The 21808-nt window shown below is 45.1% G+C and carries 16 protein-coding genes; 4 read left to right on the top strand and 12 right to left on the bottom strand.

Annotation, left to right across the window (positions count from 1 at the left end):
* Nucleotides 1-8: 8 nt before the first annotated feature.
* Both pstC and R7E51_RS04740 read right to left on the bottom strand, forming a co-directional pair.
* Entirely contained in the window at nt 9-941 is a 933-nt protein-coding gene (gene pstC, locus R7E51_RS04745) for a phosphate ABC transporter permease subunit PstC (RefSeq protein ID WP_005375154.1), read from the bottom strand.
* A 100-nt stretch (nt 942-1041) separates the two neighbouring features.
* Nucleotides 1042-1863, bottom strand: a complete 822-nt coding sequence (locus tag R7E51_RS04740; protein ID WP_005375153.1) for a phosphate ABC transporter substrate-binding protein — start codon at nt 1861-1863, stop codon at nt 1042-1044.
* A 330-nt stretch (nt 1864-2193) separates the two neighbouring features.
* On the opposite strand from R7E51_RS04740, the gene R7E51_RS04735 reads away from it, so the two are divergent.
* The gene (locus R7E51_RS04735) at nt 2194-3837 is read left to right on the top strand and encodes a methyl-accepting chemotaxis protein (RefSeq protein ID WP_042521623.1); all 1644 of its coding nucleotides are present in this window, start codon (nt 2194-2196) and stop codon (nt 3835-3837) included.
* Between the two features lie 108 nt (nt 3838-3945).
* Here the strand turns inward: R7E51_RS04735 and R7E51_RS04730 are convergent, their stop codons facing one another.
* From R7E51_RS04730 to R7E51_RS04705, 6 genes are all read right to left on the bottom strand, one after another.
* Entirely contained in the window at nt 3946-4521 is a 576-nt protein-coding gene (locus R7E51_RS04730) for an Lcl C-terminal domain-containing protein (protein WP_005375151.1), read from the bottom strand.
* A gap of 1 nt (nt 4522) precedes the next feature.
* Nucleotides 4523-5974 (bottom strand): Lcl domain-containing protein, encoded by a 1452-nt coding sequence (locus tag R7E51_RS04725; RefSeq protein WP_005375150.1) that lies wholly within the window; start codon nt 5972-5974, stop codon nt 4523-4525.
* A gap of 25 nt (nt 5975-5999) precedes the next feature.
* Entirely contained in the window at nt 6000-8252 is a 2253-nt protein-coding gene (locus R7E51_RS04720; RefSeq protein ID WP_206958258.1) for a proprotein convertase P-domain-containing protein, read from the bottom strand.
* Between the two features lie 9 nt (nt 8253-8261).
* Entirely contained in the window at nt 8262-10403 is a 2142-nt protein-coding gene (locus R7E51_RS04715; RefSeq protein WP_017820506.1) for a TonB-dependent hemoglobin/transferrin/lactoferrin family receptor, read from the bottom strand.
* Nucleotides 10404-12401 carry a prolyl oligopeptidase family serine peptidase gene (locus tag R7E51_RS04710; RefSeq protein ID WP_017820507.1) on the bottom strand — a complete coding sequence of 666 codons (1998 nt, stop codon included), beginning with the start codon at nt 12399-12401 and terminating at the stop codon, nt 10404-10406.
* Between the two features lie 324 nt (nt 12402-12725).
* On the bottom strand, nt 12726-14069 hold the full coding sequence (locus R7E51_RS04705) for a DEAD/DEAH box helicase (RefSeq protein ID WP_017820508.1): 1344 nt from the start codon (nt 14067-14069) through the stop codon (nt 12726-12728).
* Between the two features lie 550 nt (nt 14070-14619).
* On the opposite strand from R7E51_RS04705, the gene R7E51_RS04700 reads away from it, so the two are divergent.
* Entirely contained in the window at nt 14620-14874 is a 255-nt protein-coding gene (locus R7E51_RS04700; protein ID WP_005375145.1) for an Lpp/OprI family alanine-zipper lipoprotein, read from the top strand.
* Between the two features lie 26 nt (nt 14875-14900).
* Here R7E51_RS04700 and R7E51_RS04695 read toward each other — a convergent pair whose 3' ends face one another.
* The 4 genes from R7E51_RS04695 to R7E51_RS04680 are packed head-to-tail and all read right to left on the bottom strand — an operon-like array spanning nt 14901 to nt 19012.
* Nucleotides 14901-15827: a L,D-transpeptidase family protein gene (locus R7E51_RS04695; RefSeq protein ID WP_017820509.1), complete on the bottom strand. Its 927-nt coding sequence runs from the start codon at nt 15825-15827 to the stop codon at nt 14901-14903.
* Nucleotides 15828-15833: 6 nt separating this feature from the next.
* The gene (gene phrB, locus R7E51_RS04690; RefSeq protein WP_005383934.1) at nt 15834-17249 is read right to left on the bottom strand and encodes a deoxyribodipyrimidine photo-lyase; all 1416 of its coding nucleotides are present in this window, start codon (nt 17247-17249) and stop codon (nt 15834-15836) included.
* Between the two features lie 22 nt (nt 17250-17271).
* A complete protein-coding gene (locus tag R7E51_RS04685) occupies nt 17272-18072 on the bottom strand; it encodes a MerR family transcriptional regulator (protein WP_005375142.1) in 801 nt (266 codons plus the stop codon).
* Nucleotides 18062-19012, bottom strand: a complete 951-nt coding sequence (locus tag R7E51_RS04680) for a YbgA family protein (protein WP_005383935.1) — start codon at nt 19010-19012, stop codon at nt 18062-18064. The genes R7E51_RS04685 and R7E51_RS04680 overlap by 11 nt, the downstream gene beginning before the upstream one ends.
* A gap of 398 nt (nt 19013-19410) precedes the next feature.
* Between R7E51_RS04680 and deoD the strand changes: the two genes are divergently transcribed.
* Nucleotides 19411-20121, top strand: coding sequence for a purine-nucleoside phosphorylase (gene deoD, locus R7E51_RS04675; RefSeq protein WP_005375140.1), 711 nt, complete (start codon nt 19411-19413; stop codon nt 20119-20121).
* Between the two features lie 70 nt (nt 20122-20191).
* Nucleotides 20192-21661: a lactate dehydrogenase gene (locus tag R7E51_RS04670; RefSeq protein WP_017820510.1), complete on the top strand. Its 1470-nt coding sequence runs from the start codon at nt 20192-20194 to the stop codon at nt 21659-21661.
* Nucleotides 21662-21808: the final 147 nt, after the last annotated feature.

The following is a 21808-nucleotide window of genomic DNA, read 5'->3' as shown; positions in this document are numbered from 1 at the left end:
ACGAGCGATTACTTCGCTTTTTCTCGGTTTAGGTACAGTAGTACAGCGTTCAACGACATGATGAAGACCAGAAGTACTACACCTGTAGCGTAAAGTGCGTTCGCGTGAACACCACTTGCGTAAGACATTTCAATAGCGATGTTTGCAGTTAGTGTACGAGCCGAATCAAGGATGCCTTCTGGCATTGCCGGCGCGTTACCCATAACCATGATAATCGCCATGGTCTCACCCAACGCACGACCGATACCCAGTATCACACCTGTCATGATGCCTGAGCGAGCCGCTGGAACGAGCAACTTAAAGATGGTGTAGATTTTCGATGCGCCCAGTGCCAAAGAACCTTCTTTATAAGTACGAGGGACAGCGCGGATAGACGTTTCAGATACCGTAATTACCGTTGGTAGAATCATCACACCAAGAACAATGATACCGGCAAGGATAGTATTACCTGCAGGTACATCAAATACCTTCTGAATCAATGGAACGATAATAACCAGACCGAAGAAACCGTAGACCACTGAAGGAATACCGGCTAGCAGCTCAACCGCTGGACGGATGATGTCTGCTAATCGCTTTGGTGCGATTTCAGCGATAAAAATGGCGGTCAGAACACCAATTGGAACCCCAACAATGACAGCACCAGCCGTCGATACGATAGATGCCACAATCATGGTGGCGACACCGTAAAGCGCAGGTGGTAACCAGTTTTGTCCTAAGACAATGCCCGATACGCCTGCTTCTTGGAATGCCGGAATACTCTCTCGAACGATGAAGTATGCAATAACGGCCAATGAAACAATGCCGATTACGGCACTCGTTAGGAACAAGCCGTGGAAGATGCGCTCTTTCCAGTCTACACGACGCTTCTCGCGTAGGCCTGACTTGCTGATAGCTCTAGCGTCAGTATTCATAAGCTTTTCACTATTTGTTGCGATGGTCATTTAAAAATCTCACGGTTCTGGGCAATGCCGTTGAACACAATGGATAGAAAAGGCTCAGCCCGAAACGTTGGGCTGAGCAAACTTTAGAGTCCCGATGGGATTAGTTAACTGAGATGTAACCTTTTTGGTCAACTAGCGCTTGCGCTTCGTCAGTTAGCATCCAGTCTAGGAATTTTTGCGTTTCTGTTGATGGCTTGCCTTCTTTGTAAAGAACAAGGAATGGACGCGCTACTTTGTAAGAACCGTTTTTAACGTTAGCTACCGTTGCATCAACGCCGTCGATTGCTAGCGCATTAACAGTGTTGTCTACAGTACCAAGAGAAATGTAGCCGATTGCGTATGGGTTAGATGCAACCATTGTTTTCAGTGCGCCGTTACCGTTTGCAACTTGAGCACGTTGAGAGATAGCTGATACCTTCTTACCAGAAATCTTCATTTTTAGAGACATGATGTCTTCAAATGCGCCACGAGTACCAGAAGCTGTGTCACGAGTAATGGCTACGATTGGCTTGTCTGCACCACCGACTTCTTTCCAGTTTGATACTTCGCCTTTGTAGATTGCAGTCACTTGCTCGGCTGTTAGACCTGGCAGTTTGTTTTGTGGGTTAACAACCACTGCGATACCATCACGAGCAACCACTTCTTCGATTAGTGTTGATTCTTTTTCAGAGTCTTTTAGATTACGAGAAGACATACCAAGGTCTGCTGAACCATTTTTCGCTGCTTTTACACCAGCTGAAGAACCAGGACCTTGAACTTCGATAAATACGTTAGGGTTCTTCTTCATGTACGTTTCAGAGAAAACTTCCATCAGTGGAGTTACGCTGCTAGAACCCACTGCAGAGATAGTTTCTTTAGCAGAAACAGGAGTCACTGCCATTGCGCCTAGAAGTGCGATTGCACCGATTACTGTCTTTTTCATCACAATTTCCTTAAGTGGCTTTATTGCCGTTGTGTTTCACTTGAACGGTGCTCACTTTAGAATTTGAATATGACAGTTGTGTTTCACTTAGTTGAACCCTCTATGACACGTTGTCATTTCTAACTATTAATTCCGCGACTTATCCCTCTCTCAATTTGAACGTAACGTTTTTATAAGTTGCCTCATGTTCAAGATGATAACCCCATCGATTTTGGTACATTTCATAACAATTAGATATGAGTAACTCATTGATTTGGCAAATGTAACAATTAAAATCGAAATGCTTATTTATAAAAAAGATAATAATCAAACCGATAGAGGGTCAATCTCATGCGTCAATTTCTTAGTACGCTTTCTATTAAACTTCAGGTTTTTCTGCCTGTTCTATTCACAGTTATATTACTCATCATTGGACTGAGTGTCGGAATCGGTAAACTCGATCAAGCATTCAATAAGGTTTCGGCTTCCACCCATAAGCTAATCATTCACAAAGAGGAACTTAGCGGCATCGTAGACAACACTTACGCCATGCGCATCAAAGCCATTTATAGTCTATTTAGAGCCGAAGATGTTCAGTCTCTCAACCAAGAGCTTTCTGAGCGACAAAACAAAAACCGCGATTTTCTTAACTCCATCGACAATCTCCCTGGCGTTCAAAATGAAGTCAATGCTATGCGTAAAGCCATGAATCACTATGTTGATTTCACTCGCGTTACCATGACACCTCTGCTCACCACTAAACACTCTTCTGATTACACCACCTCTGATTTCAATCAAAAGTACGAATCTGCAATGGCTGAGTATCGATTAGCTGGCGAAGCGATGATCAACGCCATCGACAAACTATCTAAACAATTGAATCAAATCGTCACCGATGAAGTCGAAACGAATGGCGAACAACATTCAACCACGCTAACTTACAGCGCCGTCTCGCTTGCGGTGATCTTGAGTGCCGCTTCACTTATTAGTTGGGTACTCGCCAGCTACATCGTTGCGCCGATTCGTAACCTTCAAGTAACGATGCAGGAAGTCGCGAAGGGAAACCTACTAGTTAAGGCCGAAGCCATCGGGAAAAACGAAGTGTCTCAGTTGGCTCGGGATGTAAACCAGACCATAGAAAAACTGCGTGAAACTGTAAGCGCATTGGTTCGCATTAGTGAAGATGTGGCATCAGCATCAACCGAGTTAGCAACTGTTATGACTCAAAGCAGCGTCAACTCGGATCAAGAAAAGCAAGAAGTTGAGCAAGTAGCCTCGGCGATCAATCAGCTAGAGTCGACCGCAGCTGAAGTATCGACCAATGCACAAGAAGCCGATAGTGCATCAAATCAAGCACGTACGTTAACCTCACAAAGTATAAGCATGTTTGGGGAAAGTACTCGCGCAAGTGAAAAGATGGCGGAACAACTTAACGAAGCCGCTGCCGTCGTGACTTCGCTAAAAGATCAATCAGAACACATTGGTCGCGTGATCGAAGTGATTGAAGGTATTTCTGAGCAAACGAATCTACTTGCACTGAATGCAGCGATTGAAGCTGCACGAGCGGGCGAAAGTGGCAGAGGCTTTGCGGTAGTGGCCGATGAAGTACGTATGCTGGCAGCGCGAACTCAGGAGTCCACCAAAGAGATCCAAACCATTATAGAAGAGCTACAGCAACAATCTGGTCACGCAAATGAAAGTATGCATTCCAGCTTAGCCATGTTGTCAGACAACCAAGCTCTGATACAAGAAGTTAGCCAATCACTTGCTAATATCAGTAATGCTATCGCCGATCTGAACTCAATCAACACTCAAGTTGCGACCGCATCAGAAGAGCAGAAACAGGTCACGGCTGATATCAACAACAACTTAACGAACATCTATGAACTAGTGAGCCAGAACGTCACTGGGATCACTCAATCAGCCGCGGCAGCGCAAGAACTGTCTGGCTTAGCGGAAAACCAAAAACATCAGCTTAAGCAGTTCCAAGTTTAAATACTCTGCTCAACACGATAAGTTCCAAAGGTTAGAAAAGAAAAAGCTCCGCACTGGCGGAGCCTATCATAAAGGCAAAGCTATCAACCCTTATTAACGTAATAATTATTATTCATCTGTCACTAACAAGAGAGAGCTTTTGAAACTTGAGTTTAACGGATCTCTATTGAAAACCTCACCATTAGTCGTATCAAAAGTTGCAACATGCTTACCGTCGCCATTAGGTGTGTTGCTCCAGACATAACGCCCTAGAACATCATCTCCATCTTTCAGACTATAGCCGCTAGCAAACCCTGTACTATTTATGGCTGGGCTGTGGCAAGCTCGCTCAGTTAGAGATACTAGCTCTTTGATATTTGCTAGTCGCCAATTTTTTTTGTCAGCAAAATTGTGAAGAGGATGGTTGCCGTCCTTATTACGAATTTGTTTGGCTGTGGAGAGAGCGAGTTGCCATGACATTGTAGATCGCGTCCCCTGGCATTCTTGGTTTCCTACATTCCATGTCATACCAACTGGACAGCGCATCCATGTTAGACCTGTTTTCAGGTCAGTTACGGTACCGCTCTCAGAATATGTATAACGCGTGTTAGGTGCCGTTTTAGCAAAGTCAGTAGAACACTCTTGTGCAGCTATTGCAGTTTGAGAAGCCAAAGTAAGAGATAGTACAGTTATTAATTTCTTCATCTTATTGCCCCTTAACTGCGACTAGACGGATTGGGAATTGGTAAGAATCATCGGCACCCGCACTTGTGTTGCTTGATCGAATCTCGACGTATGAAATAGTGCCTCTATCTTTGCCCCGGGAGACAATCGCAGGGAAATAAATCTCGCCATCAATAAGTTGTGATGATGCATTCGTAAACTTAAAGTCGCTATGCCAAAACGCACCATATCCTAAATAAGGGCTACCTATGGTTTGCTGTGGAAAGTATTTAACATTAAAACCATAGACGTTGTATTTTGCATATTCATCGTTCGGAGCAAACAGTGTTTGTTCACCAAAGTCTAGTAAGTCATAAGTCTCACGGTAAGTAGGCAAGCGCCAACCAGTGATTCCACATAACGATTGTTTGTTTATGTACTGAACATATTGGCTAGTGGTACAAACTTCATCACCAGCGTCTTTACAACCTGCAAGCTCTACATCTTTGCTAAATGGCTTAAATGTTTCAGACTCAAACGCAAATAGGCGATCTTTAAATTGAACTGAGCTCGCATCCGCACTTTTGTTTTCCCAAACAAGACCAGTACGCTCGTCCATAGTACAAGCCCACTCAGTCGCATCTGCAGCTAAAGCTGCACCTTGTGAATCTAGCTTAACGAACTTAAAGCCAGCGCCTGTCGACGTTTGCTTGTCCTCTTTGTCGAAGCCGTATTCTGCATCTTGACCAGGGTAAGACGCTTGAACCTCAGCAACGTCTGCTGCTCCTTCAGCAAAATAAAGAACGGCGCCCGTATCGTTACTACCAACCGTTTGTTCAGCAACCGCTACAATTTCTTCAGCAAATGCACTTACTTCCGCTTCAGACAGAAGATCAGAGGCCAACGATTTACCTTGAAAGCTAAGATTTTGAGCAAGCAGCGCTACGCCTTGGGTCATTTGCTTTGGTTGCATCGCAGCTAATAGCACAACCGTGTTTTGCTCTAGCTTGTCTAGCTCGCTAGCTTCTGCGTTAGACATCACCGTACCAGAAAGAGAAACGCCGGCATCGGCGAGTTGCGCTTTCACAATCTCTTCAGCTTGAGCAACGGTTTTACCGTCAATTACAAGACCCGCGAGCAACGTTGTTACACCATTGACCGTGTTACCCGTTGCTAAATTTTGACCCGGAGCCGCAAGACGCAACGTTTGGTTTGAACCTTGATCAACTTGAGCAAGAATGGTGCTGGTTAGTACGTTTTTGTCGCTTGAAGTCAGGCTAAATTTACCGGCATTATCCGTTTTAGCACTCGGTTCAGTGGAATCACAAACGTAGTTTTGGTTTAAATCGATACATACTGGCGTATCAAGAAGTGTACCTGCAGAAACGATGGTGCCAGCTACATCATAGGTCGGTGCCGACGTGTCACCACCAGAACCTCCGCCACAGCCAGCAAGGGCTAGTGACATAGCAACGAAAGAATATTGAAACTTCATAGATTTTATCTTCTTTTGATTTTAATTAACGAGAGCGAATCACTCTCACCATTGAAAGCAGGAAAAGTCCTAACAAGGTCCAAGGCGAACCACTGCCACCTGAACCACCGCCACTGCTTTCTTTAGTGGTATCAGCACTACACTGATACTGAGCAAAGTGACTCACACCCCACTCTTTCAACACCCCAGAGTTCCCTGACACGCGGTCAGACACTTCGAGACGCCAAGTACCCCAACTCGGTTGACCGACAAGTGCTTGTAACTCCTCGTCATACTGAGCGGTGAAGTAACCTTTAAATCCTTTGGTATTGCTTGATTGATGGCTAAGTAGCACGACCGATTTGCCTTGTGGAGACACTAGCGTCACTTGCAGATCTTGCAGTGAGTCATGTTCGATGTTCAGGTAAACCGCAAACGAATCATCAATCGTGCGTGACTTGTCCGATAGCGTCTGAGAGAACAGTCTGTCGCCCTGTTCCGGCAAAGCGGAGTTCACTGGTTGAGGCTGGATATCGAGCTCTGGCGTACCATTAACCAGCATCACCTTTTCACTCCACTGGTGAGTCTTTAGGCCTTCAGAAAATTGATAATCCAATGAAATAGAGGAATCGAATTGCGTGCCACATGTTAGACCGCTTGGTAACGCCACCTTCATTGAGGTCGAGTCAGAAAGCGTTTCATCAAAGTCGAAAACAGATGCGTTGTTTAGCTGCCATTGCCCTTTGATGCTCGCTTCACGGCCAGTTTGGCTCAGGCTCAAACCAACGTCTTGACCTTGTGCGATGTATCGAGCGTCATAGCGAACACGAAGAGGCGCTTTAAGTAAGTTGTGTCTGTTGAAGCTGTCCGTCAGGAATTGGGCGTAGTTTTTATTTGGGAACAAGGTGTTTGCGGCAAACACGGTCGATTCCGCCAGATCATGCATTTTCACGCCACGACCAATGCCGTACATACCTTCAAGTACAATGGCGTCAAACTCGCGGAACACGTTATCGGTATCATCACCGTATCGTTCAACCGATGCTTTAAGCGCTTGAAACAGCGGCGTTGACCATAGCTCGTCACCTAGTTCACCGCCCACACTGACGTGCGCTGGATACTCTGAGCTCTCGAAGTAACGTGCTCTTTGGTTCCATAAGCTACGAGTTGTTTTGCGTGTTCCGAACACACCGTCCCAGTTGAACACCGTATCTAACTCGAATTCTTGACCACGACGCGAAGCATCCAAATATTGAATGCGGTAGCTCGCGCTGCCCGCCCAGTAATCAGCAAAACCCTCTGCGATAGCACCAGTGTGACCGTACGCCCAATCCGGTACGATTTGGTAATGAATGCCATGCCCAAGCTCGTGTATCACGACATCAGCATCGACTGCATCCGGAGAAACACCACCGACACCCAGCATGAGTGCTTTCGGACCGTAATAGTAAGTAGAGTTATCTTTTGATAAACCGCGAGCGTCAAAACGAAGCGGTTCGTCAAACAAGTCGTAAGTCAGGCTTGTCAGATATTGGATCGAGCTATCAAGATGATAAAAAGCCATCAACTGTGGGAACGCATTGTCACCAAACTCGGTGCTTTGCATCTCATCAACACTGTCAAATGCTTGAACCCCTTCTGCGCTGAGGAAGTCCAACGTATCGAGTACAGGCGCTTCACCAGGTGCTGGGGCTGCAAATAAACCCGTCGCATCCACTTGCTTTAATCTTGGGTTAGAGAGGTAGAACTTACCGCCGGACTTTAAAACCTCAATCGACTTGGTGACGTACTCGATCGGCTGAGGGTAATCAGACAGTGCTGACCACGTCGATTCTGGTGCCGCTTGCTGTTGCATGGTGCGAAGATCTGGGTTGAATAAAGCAACCTCAACATTAACCAGACTTCCAGAGCTCAAAGCAGGTGGCTCTTGTGCTTGCAGTTGGCGAGGTGATTCCAATTCCATTGCAACCGTTGGTTTACCGTTGCGAATGATCGTATCTTCAAGGCTCTTAAACACTCGCACAACGTGATGATTTTTATCAGTTGTTACTACTAAGGTGCGCTGTGCTTGATATTCACCGTTTACCCAAACATCAAAATTGTAATGCTCACCAAGCTGAGACTGGGTTTTGTAACGGAACTTAAACTCACCCGCTTCTGAGTAGTGGCTGTCTAGATAAGTTTTCGCTTGCGCTTCATTGGTCACCACAGAATCCGTTGAGGGATAATCCCACTCTGCAGCCAGCGCCGCAGGGGTACATGCAATAAGCAGTGAAAACGCCAATGGTTTTAGCTTCATGATTTCGTCCTAGAATTCGTATTTTGCAGTCAGCGTGAAGTAGCGCCCTGGCTCAGTTGAGTAACGCTTACTTTCCTCAGCGATACCCGCTACGTCTTGGTATCGGATGTATTCTTTGTCGAACAGGTTGATGATGTTTGCGCTAACACGAAGGTCTTTGGAAACGTGGTAAGTTGCGCCAATATCAAACGTATTCCACGCACTTGTCTGCGCGCAATCTGTCGCTAGGCCAAGCGTGGTCTGGCATTTAGGAACGCGATCCATTGCCGCGGCCCAGTTCCAAGTCACGTAAGCATTGAAGTCTTGGTTGGCGTATTTCAGTTGAGCGTTACCTTCGAATGGCGTAATGCTTCGAACGTATTCACCTTCCGCGTCTTTGCCATCTACGTAACCAAACTTGGTGCTGATGTTCCATCGCTTAGTGATCGCGTAACCCGCAGAAAGCTCTGCACCATACGTCTCGACACCATCGAGGTTTTGGTATTGTTTAATGTAATTACCATTGCTTGAGTCAAAGCCCGTGGTCACAACGTCGATGAAGTTTTCAAACTTGTTGTAGAACAAAGACGCATAGACATACGCACGACCGTTATCGAACTTGTTACCGATTTCAAATGAGTCGGAAGTTTCAGCCTCTAGATCCATGTTTGGTGCAATGACAAACGGCGTGAGCGGCACAAAGTCGTGGCTTACGAAGCCATACGCTTTATCGTATTCCGGAGCACGGTAACCATGGTTATAAGATACATAAGCAATGTTGTTGGCAAATACTTCACGAGAAACCGACAGACTTGGAGATACCTCTGAGCTATCCATATCTTTTAATGGGAAGCCGCCCACTTCACCCGCACCGTCTGGCGTGAGACGGTGCGCATCAAAGCGTAGGCCACCTGTGATGGTCCATTTATCCAGTTCCACCATGTCTCGAACATACAAGCCAATGTTATAAGCACGAGCAGGAGCGAAAGGTTGTTTGGTCGAAGGCGTTACCCCGTTCCAATCAATCTTGGAATCGCTATCTGTGCGCTCGTAATAGTCTGTAGAAAGCTCAACACCGTAAGCCAATTGGTGCTCAGCATTTGCTGCATAAATCGTATTGGTGAAATCGCCACGGAAGCCAATTGTTTCGTCAATGAAGGTTTTGTGTTCCAGCTCGCGACGCTTGGTGATCAAACCATTGTGATCCACTTGGCGCATTAAACGGTTGGTGTCTTCCACCACTTCGGTGTGACGCCAGTAAACTTTGGTATCCAACTCTTCGAACCAAGTTGGATTAATCGGAGTCACCTCTGCACCAATATAAGCGCTGTACTCTTCTGTGGTTTCATCCTCAGCAAAGTCTTCAATATGCCAAATTCCATCAGGTTGAATGGACGGTGAACCCTCCAAACGCTCTTGGTTCTGGGTGTAGAGTTCCGCTTTGGCTTTCAACATCACCTCTTCATTGAAAAAGTGGTTGATCGTATAAGCACCGCTGTAACCATCGAGGTCGCGGTTATACAAATCTTCATCAAAGTTACGTGTCTCTTGTCCTTGCCAGTATGAAACGTTAAACAAACTCTCTGTATCACCGGAACGAAAAGCTAGATTACTCGTGCCTTTGTACTTGTTGCTGATATCGGTGTAAGTACCGGAAACATCGGTGTAGAAGTCTTTGTCTTTTAAGAAATCACCCGGCTGACTGGATTCTAAAATCACCACACCGCCGATCGCGCCAGAGCCATGCACCGAAGAACTTGCCCCTTTAATGATTTGCAGCGATTCAAAATTGGATAAATCAAAAGTATCTCTCCCAACTGCATCATTAATGTCATTCGCACCGAAGCCATCCGCAGAACGAATGCCATCACGAACGATCATAATGCGGTTCCCCGTCATACCACGGATGGTAATGTTTTGCGGACGTCCTGCACCGCCCGTCACACTTACACCAGGTTCGTTACGCAGCACGTCATATAGCTCGGTCTCGCCTCTTTCTTCGATTTGCTCGTTTGTGATAACCGCGACACTACCTGCCACTTTTGACAATGGCTGATCGATTTTATTGGCGGTTACCACCACCTCTTCCATTGAGAAAACCTTAGATTCGGCGTGCACTTGACTGGCAGCAAGTACCGAAAGTACTGCCGCTGACACTGGGGTAAGCTTCATTTACTGCTCCGCTTTAGATGTTTTAATGAGTGATAGTAGAAATGCGTATTCTTTTGCTTGTTGTTCTTGCGCTTGTCGTGGGTCCATTTGGTGGCCCGAATTAAAATCAGTTTGCAACAAGTACGGCCCGTTGCGCTCACTTAACGCTGAAACTTTAGCCAGATACTTTGCGCCTTCCCAATATGGCACGCGCTGATCAATTAAACCGACTTGAACCAACATGGGTGGGTAAGCGTTTTTATGGATATTGAGAATCGGATCGTACGCCTTCATTAACGCCAATTGTTCAGGTTTGGTTGGGTTACCCCATTCGCCATACTGCTGTGTGGTAAGCGGAAGTGAGGTATCCGACATACTTGCAACCACATCAACAAAAGGCACTTTAAGTACGACACCTGAAAACAATTTAGGATCTTGATTAACCGCTCCGGCCACCAACGTACCACCAGCACTAGAACCGATGGCGAAAACCTCTCTATTGCCACGTTCGAATGTTTGCAGCGCCTTCGCGGCCGCGACAAAATCACCAATAGAATTGGCTTTTCGCACACCACGGCCTTGCTCGTGCCATTCATCGCCAAAGTACCCACCGCCACGGACATGGGCGATAGCGTAAATCACACCTTGGTCGAGTAAACTGATAACCTGAGGCATAAAGTACGGTTTCATCGTAAAACCATACGCGCCGTAACCGTAAATCATCACAGGAGATTGTGGGTGCAATTTGTCTTTGCGATACGCCAAAGAGACCGGGACAGAAACGCCGTCGTGCTTAATAAAAATACGTTGGGATACATAACGCTGACTATCAAAGTCTTGGTAAGCATCTTGAGAGTACAAGGATTTATTCAGCGTTTTTACATCGAACTCTTCCCACTGAGGAGGCGTAGTCATCGACATGCTTCGGATACGAATTTTGTTTGATTCAAAATCGCCCAATGTGCTTAGCCAAGCGACATTACCATCGTGTTCCAATGGCAGTATCACTTTTTCCTGCCCTTGGTAAGAATACACCGTCAATGTCGACAAGTTGTTTGGCTTACTAAGTGCCACAACTCCTGCATCATAAAGGTAGAACTGTTCAAGCGGCTCACGAGGATTGGTAAAGCGTTGCCATGTTGCGCCAAGCGGTGCGAGTTCGGCTTGGTAAAGGGCGAACTTTCCTTCCAGGTTGCTTTTAAGATAAATGTAACCTTTCGCCACATCCGCGTAATATTCCACACCCACTTCAGGCTTTCGCAATGAATCTGAGACAGTGCCCGTTTCTAGGTCGACAAGCTTCTGCTCTGTTGTTGACTCGTTGTTGCTTTGCAGCACAGCATAACGGCTATCTGCCGCACGATAGAAAGAAAGTAACCAATCTGACTTGGGTTCATTCCATAGGACTGTTTTTGCCAAAGATTCAGTGGAGATACGTAAGATCTGATGAGGTCGCTGGGTGCGCTTTTCTTTTGCAACGAGGAATGCCACTTTCCCGTTAGGTGACAACAATACGCCACTATCGACGTGCGTCGCCAGTTCCGTAGATTGACCGGAGAGTAAATCAACAACCACAGCACGATATTGTTCGCTGCCGTCGATATCTTCCGTGAAAAGGAGCGTGTCACCATTCACTTGCCATTGACCAAGTTGGTAGTACTGATGCGCAGATTGTCGTTCATCGAAATCGAACACCACGTTTTCTGGTGCATGTTGACTCGCACGGGATAACAGTAAGTAACGACCATCGCGACGCGTTAGCGTCCACTCTCTTCCACTCACGATCGACCATGGCTTATCACCTTTGTCTGCCACCATGGTATCCCACTGCGTGAGTAGGTTTTTTGTCAACGTCTGATAACTTTTTTGGTGCTGTTCAGTTTTGTGGTTTTGTTCTGTTAGGTAGGTAAGAACTCGCTCATCTTTACGAGCATCATCTCGAAGCCAGTTGAAATCATCAGCAGCAAAGCCAGAACTAGAGGTAATTATGAGCCCTAAAAAAACATGAGTAAATTTCATATAGAGAGCGAATTCATTTATAGGATTAATACAATGGCGCGTATTCTGCCCTTAAATAAAAATGAGATCAATTATCATTTTCATGATCATGTAAGATTTTTATCTAGTGTGTGAGGAAAAACGTTTGCTTTGACCGAGGTTATAAAACTTAATAACTTCCTAAATTAGCGTTCTATGCTGTTTATATACAACCAGACAGATATAAAAGCTGACTAACGAGTGAGTATGGAAAGACGCTATTTCACCTAGCGACAGACATAAAAAATCCGAGTGCGAACACTCGGATTTTTAAGAACTAAAATCAATGGGAAACTACAGCAGCTTTTACTCTTCAGAGCTCGGTGCCGCTGGTTTTTTCTTAGGGATGAAGACATCATCACCCACAGATACGTTTTTGTAGAAGCTCTTGTCACGCTTAGCTGGTTTTTTCGCCGATTTTTTCGCTTGAGGGCGAGCTTTCTTTGCGGTCGCTTTCTTATTGCGGAAATCTGGTTTAGGTGGCTTAAGGCCTTTAAACTTACCTTTCAAATCTTCGAACAATGAAAACTCAAGATCTTGTTGTAGGTATGCTTCTACACGTTTAAAGCTATCCCAGTCTTTTGGACCAACAAGAGAGATTGCATCCCCTTTGTTTCCAGCACGACCAGTACGACCAACTCGGTGTACGTATTCTTCGGTATGCTTTGGCATATCGAAGTTGATGACGTGTGTCACAGTTGCAATATCCAAACCGCGGGAAGCAACATCAGTCGTTACAAGGATCTTAAATACTGCGCGCTCAAACTGACTCATAATGGTGTTACGTTGAGTCTGGTTCAAGTTACCACTTAGTGCTACAGCCTTCAGTTTCTTTTCGTTCAGCTTTTCTGTTAGTCGCTCAGTATCATCACGCGTTGCCGTAAAGATAATAACTTGACGGTATTCAGCCTCAGAAAGAACACGATCTAAAATTGCCTCTTTATGATCTAGGTGATCACACAAGTAAAATTTTTGCGTGATATCTTTATGTTCTTCGTTAGAAACGCCGATAGCAATTCGCTTTGGCGCATTGAGCATTTCAGCCGCGATTTCATTGACGTCTGCATGATCTAATGTCGCAGAGAACATCAACGTTTGACGACGACGATGCTTGGCTGCTTTATGAATGCGACGAAGCTCTGGTGCAAAGCCCAAATCCAACATACGGTCTGCTTCGTCCAGAATTAGCGTTTCCAAACCATCCAGATAAAGCGAACGGTGCTCTAAGTGATCAGCCAAACGTCCTGGTGTCGCCACGATAAATTTCGGGTAACGACGCAGAGCTTTTACCTGATCGTTAAAGTTCTCACCACCCAAAATCAGTGCTGCTTCATAAGATAGGCCAGCTAGCATAGAACGAAGCTCACCATATACTTGTTTCGCTAGCTCACGAGTAGGAGCAAGGATTACCGCGCGAGGGTCTTTCGCAGAAAACGATTTTGTCTTTAAAGACTTATGAAGCATTGGCAATACAAACGCCAAAGTCTTGCCCGAACCTGTTTTCGAAGATGCCAATAGATCCTTGCCTGCAATCGCAACAGGAATCGCCTGCTGCTGAATGTCAGTCGCTTTTTTAAAATCGTAGTGTTTTAGGTTCTTCAACAATCGGTTGTCTAGGCCTAGATCTTTAAATTGCAAAGTATTCTCCAATAAATCAGTCAGCGTCTGAGCGCTCTGTAGTGTCGTTTCCGCTCTAACGCAGCAAAAAAATAAAGCTCGGTATAATACCGCAAATCATAGGAGTATAGATAGAGATCACACAAACTAATTCCCTGTGGTAACGGTAAAACATCATTTGTGGCTCAGTTCAGAGTAAAGACTAGCCTTTTTGATGAGCAGCTGGACAGGAAGTTTAGAGAAAAGCCGTTCAAATATGCCTTCTATCCATCAACAAAACGACTTAAATAGCAGTTATTTGGGCCAATAAACTTTCATTTGTGTCAATATCGTCTAAATTATTGATATCAGGAACGTGGCAAATACACCTGCTATGAAAACTGTTGTGAGAACGAAATAAAGGATAGGTAGTTAAACTTTGTTAAGTTCAGGTAAAAGTTGACGTCAGGTACTCCATGAAATTCTTGGGTTTTTTTGACTTTTGCTACATCATGTACTGATAAAATGTAACCACATTTAACCTCGCTACTGTATAAAATAATAGCTAGTGGCGAGACTTTCACTATAAGCAAGGAGTTCTTATATGAACAAAACGTTGATCGCAGCTGCAGCAACTTCAGTACTTCTACTAGCCGGTTGTGCTTCTTCTGATGACGCAGCTACAGCAAATGCAGCAAAATTAGACGAACTAAGCAACCAAGTTAGCCAACTAAGCCAAGACGTACAAGCTCTTCAATCTGACGTTCAAAAATCAGGCGCAGCAGCAATGGCTGCTCAAGAAGAAGCTGAGCGTGCTAACGAGCGTATCGATAACATCGCTCAGTCTTACACTAAGTAAGATTTGATACCGCGTCTTAACGCCCGTTAAGGCGCGGTTATTTCGACGGGAACCCCATTCTGTGCAGCGATTGCTGCTTTAGCCTTCACGTTTTTCATACCGAATTCATCCAGCCACCACTTTAACTCTTTCGGCACTTTGAGTTCATCTTTCTCGCCATTACTACGAGTCAAAGGCTCATGTGCTTCTAAGAACACACTTCTGTCAGGCTCAAGTGTCATTTTGATAGGCTGGTTAATGATGTTAACGTCTTCGCCGTTACGAACCTTGTCAAATAACCACTCAATGTCACTTGGGTCCATACGAATACAACCCGCGCTGACTCGCATACCAATCCCAAAGTCCTTGTTGGTACCATGAATTAGGTATTCGCCATTCCCGTAAGCTAAACGCAATGCAAACATACCAAGTGGATTATCAGGCCCCGCAGGAACAACGGCTGGTAGGTCAATGCCCTTTGCTTTGTACTCGGCACGAATAGAGGCTGGAGGAGTCCATGTAGGGTTCGGTCGTTTTTGGCTGATACGCGTTGTCATTACTGGGGTATCGCGCCCTATTCGGCCAATTCCGACAGGAAATACATGGACAATATTCTCTCCTTTCGGAAAGTAATATAAGCGCAGCTCGGCTAGATTAATAACGATACCTTTATAAGGTACGTCTGGGAGGATTAGCTGTGTCGGAATAGTAAGAACATGCCCCTCTTCTGGTAAGAAGGGATCCACGCCTTTGTTTGCGGCCATTAAACCTAGCATACCCACATCGTAGAGCTTAGCGATATTTGCCATGGTTTCGCCTTCTTGCACGACGTGGTTTTCAAGGCGACCAATTAAACGGCTTCCATCCTCTGGTAATTCGTACATCTTAGCGAATGATAGACCACTCACTAAAGATAACGACACAGATAGCAGGGTACGTTTTGCGAAACTCATTGATCGCTTTTTGCTAAGCATTTCACTCTATTCCTTGGCACTTTTAAAGAGCTGTAAGGTTATCTCTCTTTCTGTCTTGTGATCAACCATCGGCTTGTGATATTCCAGTAAAGAAAAGCCCTCCCAAGTCCAAGGTTTATGGATGTATTTGTTCGGTACACTTTTGATTTCTGGTACCCAGTGGCGCACAAATTCACCATTAGCATCGAACTTTTCGCCTTGGCTTATCGGGTTGAAAATACGAAAGTATGGCTGCCCGTCACAGCCCGTAGAAGCAGACCATTGCCAGCCACCATTGTTCGCTGCAAAATCGCCGTCCACCAGCTTACTCATGAAGTACGCTTCTCCCCATCGCCAATCAATATGTAAGTCCTTGGTAAGAAAGCTCGCGACAATCATACGTAATCGGTTGTGCATCCAGCCTGTTTGATTGAGCTGACGCATTGCTGCATCAACGATTGGGTATCCTGTTGTTCCTGTCTTCCATCGCTCAAAGGCTTTCTCATCATAGGACCACTGGATTTTATCCTCCCAATCGATAAATCCTTTGCCTTTGACGAGTTTTGGTTCGAAAACCAATAGGTGCTGATAAAACTCACGCCAAATGATCTCACTTAGCCAAGTTGCTTTCCCTTCTGTAAGGTCATTTTGTTGATTTTCAGCATACAAACGAGCAATACACTGCCTTGGTGATAGTGCGCCAATCGCAAGGTATGGAGACAGTTGGCTAGTGCCATCAATAGCTGGAAAGTCTCGCTCGCTTTGATACGCGTCACTGCGCTCCCGTGCAAATTCCCTAAGCTGCTTCAAAATATCATTAGTCGAAGCCAGCCAGTCTTCACTGGATTCTCGAGGATAGCTAAATGTGAAGCTTGAATTAAATCGAGCCGACTCTAATTGTTCGAGTACCTTTTTATTGAGTGGCGCTTGCTCGTGAGGTTTTACTACCGTCGGCATATGGAACTGCGTTAACCAAGCACGCTTGAATGGCGTAAATACCTTAAAATATTCGCCTTGCTTATTAAGAACCGTCGTTGGCGCGTGCACACATTTGTCATGAAACAGTTCAAATTCGATATCGTGAGAAGCTAACGCTTCACTTACTTGTGTATCGAGCTCTCGTTCGTTCACCTCATAGTGAATGTTTGCCATGACAGACGTGGCTTCAAGTGTTTCCGCCCACCCACTAATCACATCTGTACAATCGGAAAACGACGGCACCTCTTTGTACAAAAAAGGAATATTAAGGCTTTCAAGCTCCTCGTTAAGACAAGCTAAGCGACGAGCAATGAGGTCTGCCTGCATCGGCGCCATGTGATGCTCCCGCCACTGCTCTGGCGTCGCGATAAAGCAAGCGACGACAGGCTGACCTGAATCCAATGCCGCTTTGAGTGCCGTGTGGTCTAACGTACGCAAGTCACGTCGAAACCATACTAAAATCATGGTAGCTCCTATCTTTTGTCTACTAAGTTAGGTGTAATTTCTCTATCACTTCAGAGCACCCCATCCGATCACCTAGCTGTGCGTGAAGCATTTTGATGGACGCTACTTGTTTAGCAGCTAGTGCTTTATTGGAGAAAAGGTAGATAAACGAACCATTTTCAATGACCTCGTGATCTAGTAGACCAGAAACATCATCAACCTTATCGATCAAAGTCGTGTGATACCCTTGTTCACAAAGCTTCGCTGCTTGAATCCAACTCTCAGATTCTCTGTTTTGTTCAAAGCTAATGAGCAGACACTTTCCTTTGGAAGCGGCTTTGTTTTCAGAATCGATAACAAGGGCAAGACGAGTGATCAAACAAGTCTGAAATAACCCCACCTGCAAGGATCGCAACGATCCTTTTACCATATCTAGCGCATCAAATACTGGGCTAATAAACTGATCAATAACGAGTTTTAGTGGGTACTCTTTAAGAACAGAGGCAAGTAAACTCTCTGCTTTTCCTCGATTCAGGGTAGACAGCGCAAGCAGCATGTTTTCAACTTCTTCGAGTGTGCGAACCTCGTTTTTGACTTCGACATCGGCGCTTTTTCCTAGCAGCCCCTTCACTTTACCAATCGAAATCCCCTTCGCGAGCCAACTCTGGACTTCGCGAATCGTATCGAGATCTTGCTGGCGATAGAGTCTGTGTCCTTTTTCAGTTCGCTGAGGCTGGATCAAGTTGTATCTTCGTTGCCAAGCTCTCAGCGTAACTGGTTTTACACCCGTGATTTCTGCGACATCTCGGATCGCGTATAGTTTTTCTTCTGAACTACAAACCATAGCGTAATCTCATCTCCTGCGGATACGGTTCTAAAAACTTCTGTTTTGATAAATACTCGTCTGGGTAAGTATTTAAGTAATGCTTAATCAACGTAAGTGGTGCTAGCAGAGGCAGCATTCCAATACGGTAGTCGTGAATCACTGTCGCTAACTCTTCTTTTTCTTCTTTAGTTAGTGAGCGTTTGAAGTACCCTTGTAAATGCATCAACACATTTGTGTTATTTTTGCGGCTAGCCCGATTCGTTAACGCCTTCATCAGTCCTAAACGATACTCTTGGTAAAAGTCTTCAATTTCATAATTAGCGACATCGGCAACTAAGCGGCCAAGGGATCGGTATGACTCTGGGTGGTGTGCCATTAACGTCAGTTTGTAGCGCGAATGAAAGTCGATGATTTTGCCACGAGTAGGCTCACCATCCATCGAGTCGTAAAAGTCATTTAGACAAAATACTCGAGTAATAAAATTTTCTTTCAATACAGGGTCGTTAAGTCTGCCATCCTCTTCAACAGGCAACCAAGGCATTTTTTGCATCAATGTTTGTGTATACAAGCCAACACCTTCTTTCGCAGCACTGTTCTTGCTGTAAACCTTGACTCGCTCCATGCCACAAGTTGGTGACTTGGCACAAACGATGTAACCACAAAGCTGCTCGCTTTGAAGTTCATCTACTTTATTGGCCGAGTAAGTGAGCATATTGTCGGTATGATCATTTTCTGGATTTTTGGTTTCAACCAATGCAACACGCTCTTCATTAGAAACAAGACGAATTGTTGGACGGGGTACTGGCATACCTACGCCGACTTCAGGGCATACCGAAACAAAGTCAAAATACGGGCTGAGCTCTTTAGTCACAAAGTTGCTCACCTTATGACCAGAGTCAAAACGCACTCGTTCACCCAAAACACACGAACTGATACCTACTTTGATTGAAGATTCCATGATGACGCATCCCTATACAAAAAGTTTTGTTGTATAACTTATAGCAAGCCTTTCCAGATTGTACAAGAAAATAAGTTGTACAATTTAATCGTTTTACTTCACTCGAAAGTATTTCGATCAACCAGCTTTCAGAAAAAAGTTTGGCCCAAAAACAAAGAATTTGTGCGCGCAATCGACAAACTGCTCAAAAGCAAATCGATTGCTCTTTTGGTTTCAACAGATTTAGTTATCAATAGGAGTTGCAGTTTCTAAATACGTGGTTTTTGTGACTAAGCTCTCAAGGGGCTACTGTACGTCCCGATATTATTGCCTCAACGAAAACGAACAAGTTCAACAGAATTGGTAATAGCGTTCTATAATAGAGGCGTTTTATCAAAACAAAACTTTGGAGAGCACTTATGGCAACCCCACACATTAACGCACAACCAGGTGATTTCGCTGAAACAGTTCTGATGCCAGGCGACCCGTTGCGCGCTAAATACATCGCTGAAACGTTCCTAGAAGATGTGAAACAAGTTTGTGACGTTCGCAACATGTTCGGCTTTACTGGCACTTACAAAGGCAAAAAAGTTTCTGTAATGGGCCACGGCATGGGTATCCCGTCTTGCTGTATCTACGTACACGAGCTAATCGCTGAATACGGCGTGAAAAACGTTATCCGTGTAGGTAGCTGTGGTGCAGTACGTGACGACGTGAAACTAATGGACGTTGTTATCGGTATGGGTGCTTCTACAGACTCTAAAGTTAACCGTATCCGTTTCAACAACCACGATTTCGCAGCAATCGCTGATTACGGTCTTCTAGAAGAAGCAGTTAACCAAGCGCGCGCTCAGGAAGTGCCTGTAAAAGTAGGTAACGTATTCTCTGCAGACCTGTTCTACACACCAGAAGCAGACATCTTCGAGAAGATGGAAAAACTAGGCATCCTAGGTGTAGACATGGAAGCGGCTGGTATCTACGGCGTAGCAGCTGACCTAGGCGCGAAAGCACTGACTATCCTGACAGTTTCTGACCACATCATCCGTGGTGAAAAACTAAGCTCAGAAGAGCGTCAGAAGTCGTTCAACGACATGATGAAAGTTGCACTAGAAACTGCAATCAACATCTAAGAACAAATAGTAAGTAATAATTTGCAGCCAGAGTTATGCTGGCTGCCCGAATTATCCCGAGGGGGCGATTGTGTCTAACGGCGAACTGCCAAAAGACGCAGATGGGTTACAACTCAACTTTTGTAAAACATTGGCGTGTGACAACTTTGGATTGAGTGATGCAAAGCGTTACGTTCTGCAACATGCGAACCCTAAGCGTCCGGCGATGGTATGCCGTGAATGTGGAGCTTTCCCCCCCTTACTTAATAATCGCGATGTCGTGAACGAACTTCATCGCCTGCGGCACGTCCACAGTGACGGGTTGCCTGCTTGCCGTAATGATGATTGCGACAACTTTGGACTTTCTGTCCACACTCACAAACACCTCTATCACGCTTTCGGTTACAGTGGCGATCGCCAACGTTACCGCTGTAAAGTGTGTCAAAGTACCTTTGTCGACAAGTGGTCTGGTGCCAACAAGAAGCTTCAATTTCAAGAGAACTTGATGGGTTTATTGTTTACGGGATATTCCGTACGAGAAATCTGCCGCAAGCTTAGTATTAACCCAAAAACCTTTTACGATCATGTTGACCATATAGCTAGCCGCTGCCGCCGCAAGCTGGCAACCATTGATGCGCGCTGGGTAAACCACGCAACGTATTATGAATTGGCCTCAAACTATATTGCATTGCAACCGAACAGCAATAATGGTGTGTATTGGATTGTTTCTGGCGAAGCGCATTCTGGCTATATTCTTTGCCAGCACGTCAATTATTCCGCTGATGAAGAGCCAATCGCAACGCTCGATCATAATCCTTACGATGAGGTGTCTCGTTTTGTTTCCCAGGAGTATGTAGCGGAAGCAAGTGAGCCGCTTGCGGAACCTTCTTATCACCTCAGAGAGCGAATTGACCAAAAATACCAAACAATTTTGGCTCGCGGTAACGTAGAAGACCCTCTTGGTAATCTATCTGTATTTCATTACCCTTCAAAAGGGGCATTAGTCCGTCCGCCATACACCTCGTATGCACACTATTTGCACGTACTTGATATGTGCTGCCCAAACAAACGTGTATCTCTATACATGCCTCAAGATCCCCTACTACGTTCAGCTGCACTGAGCGTTTGTTTACCTCGTATTAAAGAGAAAAGTGTCGACTTGATGTACGTAGAAGAGGACGCTAGTTGGGACATGAGCACTCCCTTTGGCAAAGTCGATATCGCCTATATGAGTTGGTGGCGCGATCGTTGGGCAATCTCTAGTCAAAACGAAAACCACAAAGGCATTTGCTACCTCGCTGGCGATCAAAATGAGCCTGAAAAATGGTTTAACGTTGCGACAACTCGTCATGTGAAGTTTTATCAAAACCGCTTTCAGATTCTTTTCGAAAGCTTCATTAACGAGCCACGTCGCAAATTACGACCTGCTGGTATTTTACCTCTTTTAGATATATTCAGAGCTTGGCATAATTTGTGCTATCAGGATAAACAAGGTCTTACCGCTGCACAAAGGTTAGAAGTCTCTGATGCACCTTTGACAATCAAACAGCTCCTATCGTAGCTATTCTATTGGTAATTTAGATGTAGTAATTAGGGGTTGTAACGGTATACATTACGGCCCCTGATCGTTTACCAAAACGTTATCCGCATCGCTTTGGTAAAGAAACATGCATCTAACCACTTAATATTAGGTGTGATTTCCAGTTCG

The organism is Vibrio sp. Vb1166 (assembly GCF_033338695.1).
Taxonomy (GTDB): domain Bacteria; phylum Pseudomonadota; class Gammaproteobacteria; order Enterobacterales; family Vibrionaceae; genus Vibrio; species Vibrio alginolyticus.
This window is presented reverse-complemented; position numbering and strand designations above follow the sequence as displayed.

What these genes read in the sequence shown, in the direction of transcription:
- R7E51_RS04715 (WP_017820506.1), bottom strand. Translation starts at nt 10,403, where the DNA reads ATGAAGCTTACCCCAGTGTCAGCGGCAGTACTTTCGGTACTTGCTGCC.
- R7E51_RS04740 (WP_005375153.1), bottom strand. Translation starts at nt 1,863, where the DNA reads ATGAAAAAGACAGTAATCGGTGCAATCGCACTTCTAGGCGCAATGGCA.
- R7E51_RS04685 (WP_005375142.1), bottom strand. Translation starts at nt 18,072, where the DNA reads ATGGTTTGTAGTTCAGAAGAAAAACTATACGCGATCCGAGATGTCGCA.
- phrB (WP_005383934.1), bottom strand. Translation starts at nt 17,249, where the DNA reads ATGATTTTAGTATGGTTTCGACGTGACTTGCGTACGTTAGACCACACG.
- pstC (WP_005375154.1), bottom strand. Translation starts at nt 941, where the DNA reads ATGACCATCGCAACAAATAGTGAAAAGCTTATGAATACTGACGCTAGA.
- R7E51_RS04730 (WP_005375151.1), bottom strand. Translation starts at nt 4,521, where the DNA reads ATGAAGAAATTAATAACTGTACTATCTCTTACTTTGGCTTCTCAAACT.
- R7E51_RS04735 (WP_042521623.1), top strand. Translation starts at nt 2,194, where the DNA reads ATGCGTCAATTTCTTAGTACGCTTTCTATTAAACTTCAGGTTTTTCTG.
- R7E51_RS04695 (WP_017820509.1), bottom strand. Translation starts at nt 15,827, where the DNA reads ATGCTTAGCAAAAAGCGATCAATGAGTTTCGCAAAACGTACCCTGCTA.
- R7E51_RS04700 (WP_005375145.1), top strand. Translation starts at nt 14,620, where the DNA reads ATGAACAAAACGTTGATCGCAGCTGCAGCAACTTCAGTACTTCTACTA.
- R7E51_RS04725 (WP_005375150.1), bottom strand. Translation starts at nt 5,974, where the DNA reads ATGAAGTTTCAATATTCTTTCGTTGCTATGTCACTAGCCCTTGCTGGC.
- deoD (WP_005375140.1), top strand. Translation starts at nt 19,411, where the DNA reads ATGGCAACCCCACACATTAACGCACAACCAGGTGATTTCGCTGAAACA.
- R7E51_RS04720 (WP_206958258.1), bottom strand. Translation starts at nt 8,252, where the DNA reads ATGAAGCTAAAACCATTGGCGTTTTCACTGCTTATTGCATGTACCCCT.
- R7E51_RS04680 (WP_005383935.1), bottom strand. Translation starts at nt 19,012, where the DNA reads ATGGAATCTTCAATCAAAGTAGGTATCAGTTCGTGTGTTTTGGGTGAA.
- R7E51_RS04710 (WP_017820507.1), bottom strand. Translation starts at nt 12,401, where the DNA reads ATGAAATTTACTCATGTTTTTTTAGGGCTCATAATTACCTCTAGTTCT.